Source organism: Streptomyces sp. NBC_01431, assembly GCF_036231355.1.
Classification (GTDB): domain Bacteria; phylum Actinomycetota; class Actinomycetes; order Streptomycetales; family Streptomycetaceae; genus Streptomyces.
In genome coordinates this window covers 4,239,120-4,256,375 of the sequence record NZ_CP109496.1, presented here as the reverse complement: position 1 = coordinate 4,256,375, position 17,256 = coordinate 4,239,120, and the positions used below count along the sequence as shown (strand labels likewise).

Genomic DNA, 17,256 nt, shown 5'->3' with positions numbered 1-17,256 from the left:
GCCCCTAACAGGATGCCGCCGACCGGCATGTGCTCTTGGCTGCGCGCTGCCCTTCGGCGGCGGACCGTGCGCGGCTCCGCCAGCGCGGACAGTTCGGCTGCGGACCGTGCGTGGCTGGTCGCGCAGTTCCCCGCGCCCCTAACAGGGTGCCGCCCGACCGGCACCGCCTTGCGCGGCGAAGCCGCACAGTGTCACAGCCCCGCGCCCCTAACAGGATGCCGCCGACCGGAACGTTCCCATGGCCTCCCTCACCTCATCCAGGGTGGTCTCGGCGATTTCGTTCGCCCGCTGGTTTCCCTTCTCGATCAACTCTCGTACGTGCGTGAGGTCTTGGGCGTATTCCGCACGGCGGGCCCGGTGCGGGGCGAAGTGGGTGTTCACGGCTTCGGTGACCGTCTTCTTCAGTGCCGCCGATCCGCCGTCGCCGATTTCGGCCGCGACCTCGTGCGGGTCACGGCCGCCCTGGCAGAGCGCGGCGAGCAGTACGAGGTTGCTGACCTCGGGGCGGGTCTCGGGGTCGAAGGTGATGCGGCGCGTCGCGTCGGTCTTCGCGCCCCGGATCAGGCGCGCCGTCTCGTCCGAACTCGCTTGCAGGGCAATGGAGTTGGCCCGGCTTTTGCTCATCTTGCCGCCGTCCGTGCCGAGCAGCAGGGGCGCGGCGGACAGCAGCGCCCGCGGCTCGGGGAAGACGCGGGCGTACCGCTCGTTGAAGCGGCGGGCGATGGTACGGGTCAACTCCAGGTGCGGGAGCTGGTCCTGGCCGACCGGGACCAGGGTCGCCTTGCAGAACAGGATGTCGGCGGCCTGGTGCGCGGGGTAGGTGAACATGAGGCCCGAGACGGCGGCCTGGCGGGAGTGGGCGATCTCGTCCTTGACCGTGGGGTTGCGGCCGAGTTCGGCGACCGAGACCAGGCTCAGGAACGGCAGGAGCAACTGGTTGAGGGCGGGGACCGCGCTGTGCGTGAAGATCGTCGCGCGGTCCGGGTCGACACCGGCGGCGAGATAGTCGAGGACGAGGCCCACCACGTTCTCGTCGAGGCGCTCGGCGACGTCTCTGTCGGTGAGCACCTGGTAGTCGGGGATGACGAGGAAGAGGTCGACGCCTTCGTTCTGGAGCCGCACCCGGTTCTGGAGGGTGCCGAAGTAGTGCCCGAGGTGGAGGGCGCCGGTGGGACGGTCGCCGGTCAGGATGCGGTCGGCGGTCCTCGCGGGAGCGGCGCCGGGGGCGGTGACGGTGGGCGCGGCCTCGACGGTGGTCGTGGGCGCGGCGGTGGTGGTGGTGTGCATTGCGGGCTCCTCGGGGGCAGTGGGATGCGGGGCCGGGCCTGGACGGCGCCCACTGCTTGACCAGCGAGGGCAAGGGCAACAAAAAGGGGCCGTCCATATTGAACGGCCCGCGATGGTGTCGCGCGTGAGTCGTGGCCGCTCCTAGAAGGAGCGCCACCAGCAGAGGTGAGAGGACTGCGACGCGGACGACATGCGGCCACTGTAGCCCGCGATGATGCCGGGCCCCAGGAACAAAGGGCCCGGCATTACGGTGTCTTTGCCGACGGTCCGCAGGCGCCGCAGGGGACGGTCAGTACAGGTTCTGGTACATCTGCCAGCCGCCGCCGATCCGCACGCGGTCGGTGTAGCTTCCGGCGCCGTTGCCGGGGTAGCGCCACAGCACCCCGTCGGTGTCGCGGGCCACCAGGTCCGACTTGCCGTCGCCGGTGATGTCGCCGACTCCGGCGAGCGCGTTGTACACGCCCCAGCCCGCGCCCATCCGGACCCGGTCGTTGAAGGTGCCCTTGCCGTTGCCGTCGTAGCGCCACAGCACGCCGGATCCGTCACGGGCGAGCAGGTCGCCGAAGCCGTCACCGTTCAGGTCGCCCGCGCCGATGACGGTGTTGTAGGCCTGCCAGCCGAAGCCGATCTTCACGGGATCCTTGAAGGCGCCCGCGCCGTTGTCGGCGTACATGTACAGATCGCCGGAGGGGGTGCGGGCGAGCAGATCGGGGCGGCCGTCGCCGGTCAGGTCGCCGGGGACGGTGAGCACGTCGTACGCATTCCAGCCGGCCCCGAGCGCGAGGTGCGGGCCGCCCGGCGCGAAGGGTTTGCCCGCCGCGCCGTCGTAGCGGGTGAGCTGCCCGGACGCGTCGCGTACGAGGAGGTCGTTGTCGCCGTCGTTGGTGAGGTCGCCCGCCGGGATGTAGCGGGAACTGGTCGGCCAGCCCGGGGCGGACGGCCCCGGGGTGACGTCGCCGGTGCCGGTGCCGGTGCGGATGGTGAGGCTGCCGCCGGGGGTCAGGGCGAGGAGGTCGCCCTTGCCGTCGCCGTTGTAGTCGCGCCACACCGCGGGCTGCGTGGAGGTCGTCGCGGTCATCAGGCGGGTGGTGTAGGTCCCGGTGGGGTCCTCCCACAGGGCGGTCGGGCGGTTCTCGGGACCGCCCACGGATATGCCGCCGCGCGCGTACCCGGTGGTGTTGGTGCTGAGCTCCTTGGCCTGGCTCCAGGCGCCGCCGACGCGGGAGGCCACCACGAAACGGTCGGCGTCGCCGCTGTCGGCGGGCTGGCTCCACCCGGCGCACACCGTGCCGTCGGCGCCGATGTCCGCGGCGAAGGGCGTCGCGCCCGCGTACTGCGTCGAGAGGGTCTGCACCGGCTCCCAGGTGCCGGTGGCGGCGGCCCGGGTCGTGGTGCGGATCCAGTAGCCGTCGGTGCCGGACCGGTAGTCGGACCAGACCAGCGTGACGTCACCGTCCGGGCCGGGCAGCGGGGACGGTACCGCGTCGCCGAAGCTGTCCGTCGGGGCGGCCGTCTCGACCGGGCCCCAGGCGGCGGCTCCGGCCGGTCTCTGGGCGTAGTCCAGGGCGCCGTTCGCCAGCCACGCCATCGCGAGGTCACCGCGCGGGCCGAGCGCCAGCTTGGCGTGGCTCGCCGTGACCGGGTGGTCGAACGTGTCGTGCGGGGCGCTCCAGGCGGTGTCCGCCGCGCCCTGCTCGGCCGACTTGAACGCGGCGCCCGCCGACCCGTACTCGGTCCACACCGCCGTCACCGACCCGTCGGCAGCCACCGCGACCTGGGGGTACGCGTCCTGGACTCCGGCGGCCGTGGCGTCGAGCCGGGCGGGCGCCGACCAGGCGCCGTCCGCGCCGGTGCGCTCGGCCGCGTACACCTCGTACTGCGGGTCGACGCCGTGCGCCCACACCACGACGGTGCGGCCCGCGGGGGTGCCCGCGAGCTGAATGTCCTGGATCCGGTCGGCGGCGGCTATCTGCACCGGCGACGACCAGGACGCGGCCCCGGCGGGCAGCGCCGAGGTGAGCAGCCGGGCCCCTGCGGCGGCCAAGTCGACCCAGGCGACGGTGAGCGAGCCGTCCGGCGCGGCCAGGACGCGGGCGTCCACGGGCGAGGAGGTGTCGTAGGTGGAACTCGCCAGGGTGCGGGCGGCGCCCCACTTGGTGCTGCCCGCCGGGCGCACCGCGACCAGCAGGTCGCGCTGCGAGCGGTCGGCGGCGAGCCGGGACCAGAGCCCAACTACCGTGCCCTGCTTGGTGGTTCGGGTGTCTATGAGGGTCTGGATGGTCGTACCGTCGGTGAGCGCCGAAGGGGCGCCCCAGTGGTCGGATGCGAGGGCCGGGGTGGGGTGCGGTCTGGCCGTCGCACCCGTCGTTCCGAGTGCGCCGAGGGCCAGCGCGGGCGTCAGCGCAGCGCCCACCGCCCTGCGCAGGAGCGTGCTTCGCCGGCCGTGCTTGTTCTCTGCCACAAGTACTCCGCCTCATGCGTGGGAAGCATGCGGGGTACGCGAAGCCGCGCGTGCATGCCGCGCGAGGATAGAGAAGCCGCCCGGCTCGGGCCCCCCATGCGAGTAGCGGGGAGGTTAACAGCGTCTGCCGAATCCCGAACTCCCCTGCGGGGACTAGTTGTTGACGCAACCGACTGGGGGCGGACTACGTGTGGGGACTACTTGTCGGCGGGCTGCATGTGGGGGCTACTTGTGGGCGTGGCTCCCCACGTAGAACAGGAGCCACACGAATCCGGCGAAGACATGGGTGCCGAAGATGTAGAACCCGGCGCGCAGGGCGATGCCGCGCTCCTGACTCTTCTCGCTGTCGGCCACGGGCCACCTCCTCCTGGTTCGGCACCAGGGTACGGGGAGGGTCCGGGGCTCGGCGGGAACCTTCAGTTCTCGTGGGTGTAGAACCAGTAGAACGACGCCGCGAACATCGCCCCGCCGAAGGCCAGCCCCATGCCCGAGGCCCTGATGATGCTCTCGCCGGTCAGGCTGTGCAGGAAGCCGATTCCGACGCCGAACAGGGCCCCGTACGCCGCCGCGCGCCGTTCGCGGGAAAGGCTCGACTGGATGCTGAGGAGCCCGACGCCCAGAGCCATGATCACGACGCCGGACACGACACCGAGGGCGATGTTGCCGCCGGTGACCTGGCCACCGGCGCGATCGATGGCGGCCGCGTAGATGCCGTACACCACTCCCAGGACGACCGGGATCGCGAGGACGGCCCCGCTCGGACGGTGGGCGATCGGGCGTCCGTGGCGGTGACTCCTGGCGGGTACCGAAGCTTGTGCGGCCATGGCGGCACTCCTTCCGCTTGCCGACGGGCGCGGCGCGTGCCCGTCCCCCATACAGCCCACACCCGCGCGCGCCGCCCGGCAACCCGGGATTTCGTGGACGGGTGCGCAGCTTCCTGTCGGCGGTGCTGATCGTCCTGGCGGCCGTCCTGGTCCCGCTGGGCGCGATCTCCACCTGGACCAAGACGGAGATCGGTGACCGCGACCGGTACGTCTCCGCCATGGCCCCGCTCGCCGGGAACGACGCCGTGCGCACTGCGGTGGCCACCCGGGTCACCGACGCGATCATGACGAACATCGACGTGGGGCCGCTCCAGGCGCCGGTGGCCTCGCTGGTCGGCGGGGCCGTGCGGTCGTTCACCACCACCTCCGCCTTCCAGGGCGTGTGGAACACCGCGAACCGGGCCGCCCACGCGAGCGTCGAAGCCGCCCTCACCCAGAACGGCGGCGGCAACAACGTCCGCATCGACCTGGCTCCCGCGATCGAGCAGATCAAGAACGAACTGGAGGCACAGGGCGTGCCGTTCGCGAACGAGATCCCCGTGGAACCCACCGACCTCACCGTCGTCGAATCGACGAAGCTCGGTCCCGTCCGCACCGTCTTCCGGTGGCTCCAGCGCATCGGCGTGTGGGGCGCGATCGCCGTGCCGGTGGTGGCGGTCGGGGCGGTGTTCGCGGCGCCGCGCCGGCGCCGCGCCCTGATCGGGGTGGGCCTCGGGCTCGCCGTGGGCGCGGTGGTCCTGCACGTGCTGGTCGCCGTGGGCCGCTCGCTCACCCTCGACGGGCTGCCCGCGGACTCCGACCCGGCGGCGGCGGGCGCGGTCTACGACGCGCTCACGGACTCCCTGTCCGCGGCGGCGTGGGGGGTGCTCGCGTTCGGGCTGCTGCTCGCGCTGGGGGCGTGGCTCACGGGGCGGCGGCTGCGGCGAGAGCGGCCAGAGACCGAAGCGCCTCGGCCAGGACCGGAATCGGCGGGGTCGCCAGGCCGATCCTGACCGCGTCCGGCACCCGGCTCCCCACCGCGAACGCGGTACCCGGCGTCACCGCGATCCCCAGCCGCTCGGCCGCGGCCGCGGCGAACGTCTCGGCCCGCCAGGGCGCGGGCAGCTCCCACCAGCAGTAGTACGCGGCCGGGTCGCTGCGGACGCGGAAGCCGCCGAGGTGCCTGCGCACCAGCTCGTACCGCTCGGCCGCATCGGCCCGCTTGGCGGCGCCGACCGCCGCCACGGTCCCGTCAGCGGCCCATCGCACGGCCGCCTCCAGATTGAACCGCCCCGCCGTCCAGGCCCCCGAGCGCAGGGCCCGCGCGAGGTCGTCCGCGCGGGCGGCGGGCACCACGAGAAACCCGGTGGTGAGCCCGGGGGCGAGCCGCTTGGAAAGGCTGTCGACGAGCACCGTCCGCTCGGGCGCGTACGCGGCGAGGGGAGGCGGGGGGTCGGCGGGACTGCTGGGGGTCGGGGCGCCGCCCGGCGGCCGGATGCCGCCCGAGGACCGGACGCCATCCGGCTGCCCGGTTCCACCCGGCGGCTCAATTCCGCCCGGCAACCCGCCGCCGGGCGGCCCGTCGCCCAGCGCTCGCGTGTCGCCCGGCTGCCCCGTACCGACCCGCGGCGCCAGGAACGCCCATGTCGTGTCCTCGATTGCCCACAGGTCCAACTCGCCCAGTTCACCGGCCAGTTCGCGGCGCCGCTCCTCCCCCATCGTCAGGGTGAGCGGGTTGTGCAGGGTCGGCTGGAGGTATACCGCGCTCAGCGGGGTGCGGCGGTGGGCCGTGGTCAGGGCGTCGGGGCGCAGGCCCTGTTCGTCCATGTCGATGGGCACCAGATCGATGCCCAGGCGCTCGGCGACCGCTTTGACCAGCGGGTACGTCAGCTCCTCGACGCCGATCCGGCCGCCGGGGCGGACCAGGCAGGACAGTGCGGCGGCGATGGCCTGGCGGCCGTTCCCCGCGAAGAGGATGCGCGCGGGGTCGGGCCGCCAGCCCGGCCGGGCAAGCAGCGAGGCCGCGGCCTCGCGGGCCTCGGGCGTGCCGTCGGCCGCGGCGGGGCGGGTGGCCGCAGTGAGGACGTCGGGCCGCAGCAGCGCCCCGAGCGAACGCGCCATCAGCTCCGACTGCCCGTCCGCCACCGGGTAGTTGAGCTCCAGGTTGACGGGCGTGCGGCCGCTGTCCTCGGCGAGGACCGACCCGGGGTGCGGCGGCGCGGCCCGTACGAACGTGCCGCGCCCGACCTCGCCCACCACCAGACCCCGGCGGCCGAGCTCCCCGTACACCCGGATCGCGGTGGACACCGCGATGCGGCGGCGGCGCGCGAAGGCGCGCTGGGTGGGCAGTCGCTCGCCCGGCTTGAGCGTCCCGGAGGCGATCTCCGCCTCGACCTCGTCCGCAATCCCGCGGTAGTCCACGCGGCACCCCCTTCGACCGATTCCCTCATTGCACCGAGAGCAAAGATCTTATTGCACCGATGAGTTGGCCCGCCTAGCCTCCTTCTCATGTCCCGCACCTACACCGACGAGGGCACGGGCGACGCCCTGCTCCTGGTCCACGGCCACCCCTTCGACCGCACGATGTGGGCCCCGCAGATCGCGGAGTTCTCCCGTACGCACCGCGTGATCGCCCCCGACCTGCGCGGCTACGGCAGCGCGCCGGTGGTCCCCGGCACCACCGCGCTCAGCGTCTTCGCCGAGGACGTGCGGGCGCTCGTGGACGCGCTCGGCATCGAGCGCTTCACGCTGGGCGGCCTCTCCATGGGCGGCCAGATCGTCATGGAGTGCTACCGGCTCTTCCCGGAGCGGATCAACGGCCTCGTCCTCGCCGACACCTTCCCCACCGCCGAGACCCCCGAGGGAAAGGCGGCCCGCAACGCGATGGCCGACCGGCTGCTGAGCGAGGGCATGCGGGGCTACGCCGACGAGGTCCTGGACAAGATGGTCGCCCCGTACGCCGACGCGTCGGTACGGGCCCAGGTGCACCGCATGATGACTTCCACCCACCCCGAAGGGGCGGCGGCGGCCCTGCGCGGCCGGGCCGAACGCCCGGACTACCAGGACCTGTTGACGACCGTCACCGTCCCTGCGCTGGTCGTGGTCGGCCGCGACGACTCATACACGCCGGTATCGGACGCCGAGGCGATGCACGCCGCGGTGCCCGGATCGTCGCTGGCCGTCATCGAGTCGGCCGCCCACCTGCCGAACCTGGAACAGCCGGACGCCTTCAACCACGCCCTGCGCGCAATCCTCGCCCGGGTGGCGGCGAAGGCAAAGGACCGGCAACCGTCCCCCGCCTCCCGCCGTCTTTGAGGGAGGATTCGGGCGTTCTACCGTACGGCCGACGTGGGGGGGGATGCCGACTTGGACACCTTGGGGACCGGGACCGTGCCGGACTGGTCGGTGATCGAGGGGCGGCGGCATCCGTGGCGGTGGGTGTCCGGCGTCCTCGGCGCGCTGCTGCTCGCCGGGGTCAGTGTCGTGGTGGGGTGCCGGGCCGCCGATTCGGACGGGGTGACGCCGGTGCCGCAGGCCCTCGCCTTCCTGCCCTGGCTGCTCGTGCCAGGAGGGGCGGGGCTCGCCCTCAGCGTGCTCGCGCGCTGGCGTACCGGCATGGTCTGGGGCGTCGCGGTGCTCGCGGTCACCGGTTGGTACACCCAGCCGTACGGCGCCGCGGTCACCCGGCCCGGCGGCGCCATCCTCGCCGAGTTCGAAGTCCTCACCTCCAACACCGAGTTCGGGTGGGCCACGGACGATCTGATCGCCACCGTCAGGCGCGAGAAGCCCGACCTCGTGTTCGTCGAGGAGTGCAGCTTCCGGTGCGCCGACGCACTGGCCGCCGAGCTGCCCAAGGCCGACTACCCGTACCGCGACGTCGTGCGCGAGGACGGTTCGGCGGGGTCCGCGATCCTCAGCCGGTTCCCGCTCCGGGCCACCGAGCCCATCGCGTCCGTGATGGCGATGCCCGGCGCGGTGGTCACCGTCGGCGGCCGGGATGTGCGGATCCAGCTCGCGCACCCCTCTCCACCGCTGCCCGGCGACGAGGGGAAATGGCGCCAAGAGCTGGGCTGGGTAAGGGAGTTCGCGCGAGCGGTGAAGGGGCAGCCCGTCATCGTCGCCGGGGACTTCAACGCCTCCCAGGACCACGCCCTGTTCCGGTCGGTGCTCGATACGGGCGCTCTGCACGACAGTGCGCGGCTCACCGGGCAGTCGCGCGCCTACTCCTGGCCCGCCGACCGCACCACCCCGCTGCGCACCCAGATCGACCACGTCCTGGTGAGCGGCCACTTCAAGGTGAGCTCCGCGCGCTTCCTCACCCTGCGCGGCACCGACCACCGCGCGCTGCTCGTCCGGGTCGGCCTGTACGGCGGGTAGGCGGCTTGTGGGTGTCCGGTGCGGTACGGAGCCCTGAAGGGGCGCGGGAACCGCGCGGCCAGCCACGGCCCGTCGCAGCGACGAGCCGCGCTTCCCGCGGAGCGCTTGACGCCGACGTGCGGGGCCGGGGCCGGCGGGTCAGGATCGTAGGAGTCCAGGGGGGCGAGCAGGAGGCGTACCCGTATGCGCGCTGTCGCCGTCACGGCCTTCCGGGCCGAGCCCGAGCTCGTCCACATGCCCAAGCCGGAGCCGGGCGAGGGCGAGATCCTGGTGAAGGTCGAGTTCGCCGCGCTCAACCCGTACGACTGGCAGGTCATGGACGGCCTCCTTGAAGGGCGGGCGCCCCATGTGTTCCCGCTGGTCATGGGCGTGGACTTCGCCGGGCGCGTCGACGTGGTCGGACCCGGCGAGCACCGGTTCGTGGTGGGCGACCGGGTGTACGGGCAGGTGTCGCGGCCGCCGGTGGGGGCCGGGACGTACGCGGAGTACGTGACCGTGCCGCAGGACTCCGGGCTGGCCGAGGTGCCGGACAGCCTCGACCTGCGGTCCGCGGCGGTGCTGCCCACCTCGGGCATGACCGCGGCCCAGATCCTGGTGAGCGCGGCCGTGCTGCTGCCCGGCGAGAGCATGCTGGTCGTGGGCGCGGCGGGCGGGGTCGGCAGCGTCCTGACCCAGCTCGCGACGGCCCGCGAGGTGCGGGTGATCGCGGCGGTGCGGGGCGACGAGCGGAAGCGGATGACCGCACTGGGTGCCGTCGCCACGATCGACACGACCAAGGAGTCGCTGGAGTCCCGGGTGCGCGAGGTGTGCCCGCAGGGTCTCGACGCCCTGGTCGACCTCGTGTCGTCCACCCCGCAGGACTTCGCCGCGCACGCCCGCCTCGTGCGGACCGGCGGGACCGCGCTGACCACCCGCTCCGTCGCGGACCCGGCGCTCGTTCCGCCCGGCGTCGAGGCGGTCAACTTCGGGCTCAAGGCCTCGACGGCCCTGCTCGACCAACTCGCAGCGGCGGCCACCAGGGGCGACCTTTCGGTGCCGGTCGACGCGGAACTACCGCTGGAAATGGCCCCGCGGGCGCTCGCCCGGAACCGCGCGGGGGGCGCGCGCGGCAAGACGGTCTTCGCCGTGTGATTCGGGGATGATCCGGACACGGGGGTGCCCCGAGCCGCGCGCAACCGTTGACGGGAGGGGGCAGACGGGCGGGGAACGGGCGCAGGCACCCGCCCCGGGATGCGCGAGCGAGTGCGGTGCGCGCGGGTGCGGGCCGCATGGACGGAACCGTAATTGTTATCCACAGGCTGTGGATAACAATTACGGTTCCATTGGGCGTCCCGTTTGCACCAAGTGATCTCTTTACGGTGTCGTGTGGTCATGGCTGAACAGAAGCGGGCGGAGGGCGGCATACGGCAGGGGCGGCTCGCGCCGCCGGAATGGCTCATCGGCGGGCTGCGACCGGCCCCCGCCCCCATCCCCTGGCCCGCCGTCGCACGGGCCGCGGTCGCGCTGGCCGCACCGCTCGCCGTGGGCATGGCGACCGGGCAGGCCGCGTACGGCGCGCTCGTCTCCATGGGCGCGCTCAGCGGGGTCATCGGCGACACCGCCGACGCGTACCGGATGCGGATCTTCAACATCGCGGTGCCGCAGTTCTTCGGGGCAGTCGGCGTAACCGTCGGCAGCCTCGTCTTCGGGCACGGCTGGCTCGCGGTCGGCGCGCTGACCCTGGTCGCGCTGGTCTCCGGAATGATCTCCTCGATCGGCGCGGTCGCCTCCGTCTCCGGACTGCTGCTCCTGCTCAACGCCGTCGTCGGAGCGGGCCTGCCGATGCCGGGCCCCTGGTGGAAGGCGCCGATGCTGCTCAGCCTCGGCGGCCTGTTCGTGCTCCTGCTCAGCCTGCTCGGCTGGCCGCTGCGGCGCACCGAACCCGAACGCGCCGCCGTCGCCGGGACCTACCGCGCGGTCGCCGAAGCCATCGAAGCCGCCGCGACCGACGCGTACGACACCAGACGCCAGTCGGTCACGCAGTCCCTCAACACCGCCTACGACCTGATCCTCAGCCGCCGGGCCCGCGAACACGGCAGGCGCGGGGAGCTGGTGCGCCTGCTCGCCCAGCTCAACGTGGTGATCCCGCTCGTGGAGGCGGCCCCCGCGGTGCATCTGCGCGGCTGGGGCGTCGACGCCGCGATCCCGGCAGCCGTACGGCAGTTGGCGGGCGCGGTGGAGGAGGGCCGCACCGACTCACCCGAACTGCGGCTGCCCGCGCCCGCGACGCCCGCCGAACGCGCCCTGGACACCGCGCTGCGGCACGCCTTCGCCGTGGTGCACGACGCCGACCCCGGCCGGACCAACATCGACGACCGGCTCGGCCGCCCCGCCGCCCTGCGCATCCGGGTGCGCCGCGCGGGCCGCAACGTCCTGCTGTCCGGGGCGTCCTGGCGCTACGGCCTGCGGCTCGCGCTGTGCATCGGCCTCGCGCAGGTGCTGGTGTCCGTGATCCCGGTCGAGCGCTCGTACTGGGTCGCGCTGACCATCGTCTTCGTCCTGAAGCCCGACTTCGGCTCGGTGTTCGCGCGCGCCCTGACGCGGGCGATCGGCACGGCGCTCGGGCTCGTCATCGCGGCCGGCGTGCTCGCCAACGTGCCGCGCGGATGGTGGGACGTGCCGGTCATGATGGTGCTCGCGGCACTGATCCCGGCGTTCTCGGCCAAGGGCTACGCCTTCCAGACCGCGGCCATCACCCCGGTGATCCTGCTGCTCTCCGACGTCCTCAACCACCAGGGCTTCAACCTGGTCATGCCCCGCCTGTGGGACAGCCTCATCGGCTGCGCGATCGCGCTCGTCGCGGGCTATCTGCTGTGGCCCGAGAGCTGGCACACCCGCATCGGCGCCCGGCTCGCGGACGCGGTGGCGGCGACGGCGGACTACGTGGAGTACGCGTTCGGCTCCGAGGACGACCGGACCGAACGGGTCCGCCACCGGCGCCGCCTGTACCGGGACCTGTCGACCGTACGCAGCGAATTCCAGCGGGCGTTGACGGAACCGCCGCCCACCGGCGCGAGGGCGGCGGCGTGGTGGCCGCTGGTCGTCGCGGTCGAGCGGATCGTCGACGCGACGACGGCGGCGCGGGTCCGGGTCAACCACGGGGCGCGGCCGCCGGCGGCGGGCGAGGCCGAGGACATCGCGGTCCAGCTCCGCGAACTCGCCGACGGGCTGCGGGAAAGCGAGACCCTCGTGGAGGTTCGGGCCCAACTGGAGGGAGACGAGGAGGGTGTCCTCGCTCCGCTGAGGCAGGAGGTCCGGGCGGCCCGAGCGATCGCGTCGCCCGGCGCGTGAGCGCCGTCCCGGACCCGGTCGGTTCGGATGTGAGCCCGGGGCTCCCGGCACGATCGGGAGCCCCGGGACCCCGGGTCAGGCGGCCGGTTTGAAGGCCGAGGCCAGGCCGTTGCGCCACAGGCTGTTCACGCGGGACTTCTCCGTGCTGTTCGGGTAGGCGTTGCGGCACGACGTACCGGGACCGCCACCCGACATGAGCTCGCTGCACGGGCCCGAGTAGTGGTCCGGCAGACCGAGTACGTGCCCCGTCTCGTGGGCCACCACGCGGACCGAGTAGTACTGCTGGTTCTGGCCGTAGTCGAGGAAGATGTAGCCGCTGCCGTGCCCGTCGGTCGAGGCGTACGAACCGTTCTGCGGGTCGTTGCCCTCGTAGTACTCGAAGTCGGCGCCCGAACTGCTCTCCGCGAGGCGGACGTTCTGGACGGAGGAGTTCCAGATCTGCGCCGCCTGGGATATCTGCGAGCGGAAGCTGGGGGCGTTGGCGGTGCTGTAGGTGACCGTCACCGCGGCGGCGAGCGGGTTGGCGGCGCGCTTCTTGGCGACCGACTTCATCACGGCGTCGTAGAACGCCCGGTCGTTGGCGGCGGTGTGCTTGGCGCCCGCGGTGTAGTGCCCGGTGGCGGGGGTGGGGGTCGCGGCGGTGGCGGGGACCGCGCCGAGGCCCGCGAGGGCCATGCCGAGCGCGGCGGTCACAACAAGGGTGCGGGAGTGTCTCATGGGGGGTTGCCAATCGTTCGGGGATCCGCGCACGGCTGGGTGGGCCGACCGCGGGTGGCGTGCGACGACGGGTACGTCATCGTCGCGTTTCGGTGATTGTGGAGGCCACAGCGGCGCACGGGAATGATGCCGATCTGCGATAACTCCCGCGTATCAGCGTGGTTTTGGCCATCTGGTGCGACCACTGAGCGCGCCCTAACCTCGGCCGCATGGAGCTGGAGGTGAGACATCTGAAGCTGCTGTGCGCCATCGCCGACACCGGCAGTCTGCATGGCGCCGCGCGTGCGCTCGGCACGAGCCAGCCCGCCCTGACCACCCAACTACAGCGCATCGAGGCGATGTTGGGCGGGCGCCTCTTCGCCCGCGAGAGGACCGGCTGTGTGCCCACCGCACTTGGCCGGGGCGTGGTCGGCCGGGCCCGGCCACTGCTCGCCGGCCTGACCGCGCTGGTCACCGAGACCCGCGCCACCGCGGCCCGCGGCGCCGACGGCGACCGGCTGCGCATCGGCTCCACCGCGAGCCGCGCCATCCCCGGCTGGCTGCGCCGGCTGCGCGAACGACTACCCCGCACCGAGACCCAGCTCCAGGTGGCGGTTTCGGCCACCGCACTGCTGCGCCACGTCGCGGCGGGCGACCTCGACGTCGCCTTCGTCCACGAGGTGGAGGGCTGCCCGCTGCGGGTGCCGCCGGGCCTGGACGTCCACGTCCTGGTGGAGCGCGAGCCGCAGTTCGTGTGCCTGGCCGCCGACCACCCGGCGGCCCGCCACCGGGTCGTGGACCTCGCCGACCTCGCCGCCGACCAGTGGATGATCGACCCCAGCGTGGACGGCGAGTGGGAGGGCCTGCGCCGGGTCCTGGACACCGCGGGCCTCAACCCCCGTGTCCTGCACGGCGATTACCTCACCGCGGCGGGCCTGGTCGCCACCGGCGAGGTCGTCACCCTCTGCCAGCCCACCTCCCTGCCCCGCCCCGACCTCGCCATCCGCCCGCTGCGCGACGACCCGCTGGGCGTGCGGCTGATGGTCGCGGTGCGCGGCGGGGCGTACGGAGGTGAGCTGGCCGGGGTGCGCGCGGATCTGGAGGCCGCGTACTGGGAGGCGGCGGCGTCGGCGCCCGCCTACCGCGAGTGGCTGGGGGAGCGGGGCTGGGTCGGGGAGCGGGCCCGGTCGTAGCGGCCCGCTCCACGGGGGTCTCAGCAGCCCATGGTCCACGTGTGCGACCCGCCCTGGTCGTTGGCGCCGCTGCTGTAGCCGACCTCCTGTCCGGGAGCGAGACAGATCGTCACGCGGCCGAGCAGCTCGCGGCCCTCGTACACCTTCACGTGGTCCTTGACCCCCGGCCCGGAGATGCCGTGGTTCGCCCAGGACGAGTCGTGCTTGAACATGTCGCCCTCCCACCAGTGGTCGTCGCCGCTGTGCTCGATCTTCATGCCGGAGAAGTTGGCGTCCGTCCAGACGCAGAAGAACCCGCTGCGGCAGGGCGCGGACGCCTGGGCGGCGGACGAGGTGGCCAGGACGGCTCCGGTGGAGATGAGGGTGGCGGCGAGGAGCACGGCGATTCGCTTCATGGGGACGGTTCTCCTGTCGTCGGCCGCTTGCTGAGCAGGGCGGTCGCCTGGACGAGGGCGTGCGCACGCAGCCGCTCGAAGTCGGCGATCTCGGCGGGGTGGCGGGCACGCACCTCGGCGAGACTCTGGTGGTTGTGGTCGGCTTCGGGCTGAAGGTTGTCGACGATCACCGAGGCCCGGAACCAGCCGGGCTGGTCGCCGTAGAGACGCTGCTGTGCGGCGGCGAGGCAGCCGTCGGTGTGGGTGCGGACGACGTACCCGGTGGGCAGGTCGACGGACAGCTGCGCCGGACCCGTGCCGAAGAGCGCGGCGGACACGCGCTGCTGCTCGGCGGGCGGCGAGCTCCGGCCGGGACGGGGCGGGACGAGCCCCTGACGGCTCAGACAGGTATCGGTCAGGCGCTGGGTGGCGGCTTTGATCACCTCGTCGGGGCCGGGGGCGGCGCAGCCCGCGAGGGCGAGGGCCCCGGCCAGCAGCAGTGGCGCGGCGGCCCGCGCACGAGAACGCATCGGCGGATCAGCCCGGCTCGCAGCCCATTTTGTTGTCGCTCACGCCGTCGAACTTGGTCGCCCAGGCGGTCCAGTTGTTGTCGTAGTCGTCCGGGAGGATCGCCCGGTAGAGGCAGTCGCCACCGCCCTGGTGGCTGATGGCGTACACGGTGACGCCGGCGTGCGAGTCGAAGGAGTAGGCGCGCCGCTTGATGCGGGGATCGGCCTCGCGGTACCCCGGCGGCTTGTAGGCCCAGGCCCCGCCCGCCCCCATCTGGTCGGGCCCGGACCAGAAGTAGACCTGTCCGGGCGGGACGGCGTGGACGGAATGGACGGCATGGATTGCGGGCGCGGCCGGGGCGGTGGTGCGGGCGGTGGGCATGGCGTGCGCCGTGGGTGCCGGCGCGGCGGCGAGCGCGGTCATGAACACGGCTGAGCTGACGAGGAGTTGACGCATGCGGGCGGTCCCCCGAGGTGGTGGCGATCGATCCGAGCGAGCTCACACTCCCCGTCGGTTTGCCCGGCCATGCGCCCTATCCCCCGCACGGGTGAGCAGGGCCGGGCATGCCCGCGCCGCTTACGTGGACGTGCGTTCCCCAAAGCCGCGATGGCCGGGGCCCGGCCAGGGGCGACTACGATGCGGTCGGCTTTCGTGTGCCCGGCGCAGCGGAAGCGAGGTGTGTGACATACCGCCATATGTCTAGCCGTCAAAGGATGTTCGGGCCATGCGCAGCACCACCAGCGGCAGAGGGCTTCAGCCCAACGTCCTGTCCCCGTTCGACACCGTTGTCATGGCGGTCGCGGGCAGCGCGCCCGCCTACTCGCTGGCCGCCACCACCGCCGTGCTCGTCGGCGCCGTGGGGCTCGCCGGTCCCGCCGCGCTGCTGTACTGCGCGATACCCATGCTCGGCATCGTGCTCGCCTTCGGGCGGCTCGGCCGGATCGACGTCAACGCGGGGGCCGCCTACTCCTGGGTCGGCCGCACCCTGCACCCCTTTCTCGGATTCCTCAGCGGCTGGGCGCTCGTCGTCGCCGCGACCATCTTCATGGTGGCCGGATCGCTGCCCGCCGGGCAGATGACGCTCGGCCTGTTCGACCCGGCGCTCGCCCAGAACACCGCCCTGGCCACCGCCACCGGAGCCGCCTGGTTCCTGCTCATGCTGGGGGTGGTGCTCGGCGGCGCCCGCCTCTCCGCACGGGCCCAACTCATCGTCTCCGGAGTCGAGTTGGTGATCCTCGTCGGATTCGGGGCGGGCGCCCTGATCCGCATCGGCGAGGGCGACGGCGTGACCGCCTTCGACTGGGGGTGGCTCGGATTCAGCCACTTCGACAGCGTGTCCGGGTTCGCCGCCGGCACCCTCATCGCCGCGTTCTACTACTGGGGCTGGGACGTCACCAGCAACCTCAGCGAGGAGACCCGCGACAGCCGCCGCACCGCCGGGCTCGCGGCCCTGATCGGAGTCGGGCTCGTCTTCGCCCTGTTCATCGCCTTCACCGTCGCCGTGAATGTGCTGCTCACCAGCGGCGAGATCGAGGCCCACCAGTCCAACGTCCTGGCCGTGCTCGGCGAGCGGATCTGGCCCGGCGCCGGCGGCAAGCTCATGGTGCTCGCCGTGGTCCTCTCCACCATCGCCACCCTGGAGACCACCCTCATCCAGGTCACCCGCTCGCTGTTCGCGATGGGCCGGGACCGCACGATGCCCGGCGCGCTCGGCACCGTACACCGGCGGTGGAACACCCCCTGGGTGGCGATCGTCGTCGTCGGCGCGGTCGCGCTCGTACTGTTCGTCGCCGCCAACGCGCTCGGCTCCGTCGAGGACATCATGGCCGACGCGCTCGCCGCGATCGGCCTCCAGACCGCCCTGTACTACGGCCTCGCGGGCCTCGCCGCGGTCGTCGCCTACCGCCGCACCCTCACCGAATCCATCAGCTCCTTCCTACTCGGCGGGGCCTGGCCGCTGCTCGGCTCGGTCTTCATGTTCTGCGTGTTCGGCGCCTCGCTGACCCGGCTCAGCGGCGCCGCCATCGCGATCGGCCTGGGCAGCCTGCTGGCCGGGGTCGTCCCGATGCTCTGGTACTGGCGCCGGGGCAGCGCCTACTACCGCCCGGCCCTCCTGGATGCCACCCGGTCCGCCGCGGCCGACGACCCGGCCGTCGGCCGCCGTACCAAAAAGCCCGGAAACGCGGGTCTCGGCCTGCCCACCGACTTCTGAGAGGCGGTACGCG

At 73.0% G+C, this 17,256-nt stretch carries 16 protein-coding genes; 7 read left to right on the top strand and 9 right to left on the bottom strand.

Annotated features, from left to right (window positions below; genetic code table 11):
* Positions 1-207 precede the first annotated feature (207 nt).
* From trpS to OG522_RS19520, 4 genes are all read right to left on the bottom strand, one after another.
* Positions 208-1,287: a tryptophan--tRNA ligase gene (gene trpS, locus OG522_RS19535; RefSeq protein ID WP_329464272.1), complete on the bottom strand. Its 1,080-nt coding sequence runs from the start codon at positions 1,285-1,287 to the stop codon at positions 208-210.
* 289 nt (positions 1,288-1,576) lie between these two features.
* Complete coding sequence (locus tag OG522_RS19530) at positions 1,577-3,748, bottom strand: FG-GAP-like repeat-containing protein (protein WP_329464271.1); 2,172 nt, start codon at positions 3,746-3,748, stop codon at positions 1,577-1,579.
* Between the two features lie 225 nt (positions 3,749-3,973).
* Positions 3,974-4,102, bottom strand: coding sequence for a DUF6126 family protein (locus tag OG522_RS19525; protein WP_329464270.1), 129 nt, complete (start codon positions 4,100-4,102; stop codon positions 3,974-3,976).
* Between the two features lie 62 nt (positions 4,103-4,164).
* Positions 4,165-4,572, bottom strand: a complete 408-nt coding sequence (locus tag OG522_RS19520) for a hypothetical protein (RefSeq protein ID WP_329464269.1) — start codon at positions 4,570-4,572, stop codon at positions 4,165-4,167.
* A 101-nt stretch (positions 4,573-4,673) separates the two neighbouring features.
* On the opposite strand from OG522_RS19520, the gene OG522_RS19515 reads away from it, so the two are divergent.
* Positions 4,674-5,564, top strand: coding sequence for a hypothetical protein (locus tag OG522_RS19515; protein WP_329464268.1), 891 nt, complete (start codon positions 4,674-4,676; stop codon positions 5,562-5,564).
* Here OG522_RS19515 and OG522_RS19510 read toward each other — a convergent pair.
* Entirely contained in the window at positions 5,476-6,972 is a 1,497-nt protein-coding gene (locus tag OG522_RS19510) for an aminotransferase-like domain-containing protein (protein ID WP_329464267.1), read from the bottom strand. The two genes, OG522_RS19515 and OG522_RS19510, sit on opposite strands and share 89 nt — an antisense overlap.
* A gap of 87 nt (positions 6,973-7,059) precedes the next feature.
* On the opposite strand from OG522_RS19510, the gene OG522_RS19505 reads away from it, so the two are divergent.
* The 4 genes from OG522_RS19505 to OG522_RS19490 all read left to right on the top strand — a co-directional run bounded on the left by OG522_RS19505 (position 7,060) and on the right by OG522_RS19490 (position 12,258).
* The gene (locus OG522_RS19505) at positions 7,060-7,866 is read left to right on the top strand and encodes an alpha/beta fold hydrolase (RefSeq protein ID WP_329464266.1); all 807 of its coding nucleotides are present in this window, start codon (positions 7,060-7,062) and stop codon (positions 7,864-7,866) included.
* A 60-nt stretch (positions 7,867-7,926) separates the two neighbouring features.
* A complete protein-coding gene (locus OG522_RS19500) occupies positions 7,927-8,928 on the top strand; it encodes an endonuclease/exonuclease/phosphatase family protein (protein ID WP_443074837.1) in 1,002 nt (333 codons plus the stop codon).
* Between the two features lie 183 nt (positions 8,929-9,111).
* Positions 9,112-10,059: an NADP-dependent oxidoreductase gene (locus OG522_RS19495; protein WP_329464264.1), complete on the top strand. Its 948-nt coding sequence runs from the start codon at positions 9,112-9,114 to the stop codon at positions 10,057-10,059.
* A 240-nt stretch (positions 10,060-10,299) separates the two neighbouring features.
* Entirely contained in the window at positions 10,300-12,258 is a 1,959-nt protein-coding gene (locus tag OG522_RS19490; RefSeq protein ID WP_329464263.1) for an FUSC family protein, read from the top strand.
* A 75-nt stretch (positions 12,259-12,333) separates the two neighbouring features.
* On the opposite strand, the gene snpA is transcribed toward OG522_RS19490, so the two are convergent.
* The gene (snpA, locus tag OG522_RS19485) at positions 12,334-12,975 is read right to left on the bottom strand and encodes a snapalysin (RefSeq protein ID WP_329464262.1); all 642 of its coding nucleotides are present in this window, start codon (positions 12,973-12,975) and stop codon (positions 12,334-12,336) included.
* 209 nt (positions 12,976-13,184) lie between these two features.
* Between snpA and OG522_RS19480 the strand changes: the two genes are divergently transcribed.
* Entirely contained in the window at positions 13,185-14,147 is a 963-nt protein-coding gene (locus OG522_RS19480; RefSeq protein ID WP_329464261.1) for a LysR family transcriptional regulator, read from the top strand.
* A 20-nt stretch (positions 14,148-14,167) separates the two neighbouring features.
* On the opposite strand, the gene OG522_RS19475 is transcribed toward OG522_RS19480, so the two are convergent.
* From OG522_RS19475 to OG522_RS19465, 3 genes are read right to left on the bottom strand one after another with little or no spacing between them, the layout of a single operon-like run.
* Positions 14,168-14,542, bottom strand: coding sequence for a peptidase inhibitor family I36 protein (locus OG522_RS19475; protein WP_329464260.1), 375 nt, complete (start codon positions 14,540-14,542; stop codon positions 14,168-14,170).
* Entirely contained in the window at positions 14,539-15,051 is a 513-nt protein-coding gene (locus OG522_RS19470; RefSeq protein WP_329464259.1) for a hypothetical protein, read from the bottom strand. Before OG522_RS19470 ends, OG522_RS19475 begins: the two co-directional genes overlap by 4 nt.
* Before the next feature lie 7 nt (positions 15,052-15,058).
* The gene (locus OG522_RS19465) at positions 15,059-15,487 is read right to left on the bottom strand and encodes a hypothetical protein (protein WP_329464258.1); all 429 of its coding nucleotides are present in this window, start codon (positions 15,485-15,487) and stop codon (positions 15,059-15,061) included.
* A 268-nt stretch (positions 15,488-15,755) separates the two neighbouring features.
* Between OG522_RS19465 and OG522_RS19460 the strand changes: the two genes are divergently transcribed.
* Entirely contained in the window at positions 15,756-17,243 is a 1,488-nt protein-coding gene (locus OG522_RS19460) for an APC family permease (protein WP_329464257.1), read from the top strand.
* The last annotated feature ends 13 nt before the right edge of the window (positions 17,244-17,256 follow it).

What these genes read in the sequence shown, in the direction of transcription:
- OG522_RS19490 (WP_329464263.1), top strand. Translation starts at nt 10,300, where the DNA reads ATGGCTGAACAGAAGCGGGCGGAGGGCGGCATACGGCAGGGGCGGCTC.
- OG522_RS19460 (WP_329464257.1), top strand. Translation starts at nt 15,756, where the DNA reads ATGCGCAGCACCACCAGCGGCAGAGGGCTTCAGCCCAACGTCCTGTCC.
- OG522_RS19465 (WP_329464258.1), bottom strand. Translation starts at nt 15,487, where the DNA reads ATGCGTCAACTCCTCGTCAGCTCAGCCGTGTTCATGACCGCGCTCGCC.
- OG522_RS19470 (WP_329464259.1), bottom strand. Translation starts at nt 15,051, where the DNA reads ATGCGTTCTCGTGCGCGGGCCGCCGCGCCACTGCTGCTGGCCGGGGCC.
- snpA (WP_329464262.1), bottom strand. Translation starts at nt 12,975, where the DNA reads ATGAGACACTCCCGCACCCTTGTTGTGACCGCCGCGCTCGGCATGGCC.
- trpS (WP_329464272.1), bottom strand. Translation starts at nt 1,287, where the DNA reads ATGCACACCACCACCACCGCCGCGCCCACGACCACCGTCGAGGCCGCG.
- OG522_RS19520 (WP_329464269.1), bottom strand. Translation starts at nt 4,572, where the DNA reads ATGGCCGCACAAGCTTCGGTACCCGCCAGGAGTCACCGCCACGGACGC.
- OG522_RS19480 (WP_329464261.1), top strand. Translation starts at nt 13,185, where the DNA reads ATGGAGCTGGAGGTGAGACATCTGAAGCTGCTGTGCGCCATCGCCGAC.
- OG522_RS19505 (WP_329464266.1), top strand. Translation starts at nt 7,060, where the DNA reads ATGTCCCGCACCTACACCGACGAGGGCACGGGCGACGCCCTGCTCCTG.
- OG522_RS19495 (WP_329464264.1), top strand. Translation starts at nt 9,112, where the DNA reads ATGCGCGCTGTCGCCGTCACGGCCTTCCGGGCCGAGCCCGAGCTCGTC.
- OG522_RS19475 (WP_329464260.1), bottom strand. Translation starts at nt 14,542, where the DNA reads ATGAAGCGAATCGCCGTGCTCCTCGCCGCCACCCTCATCTCCACCGGA.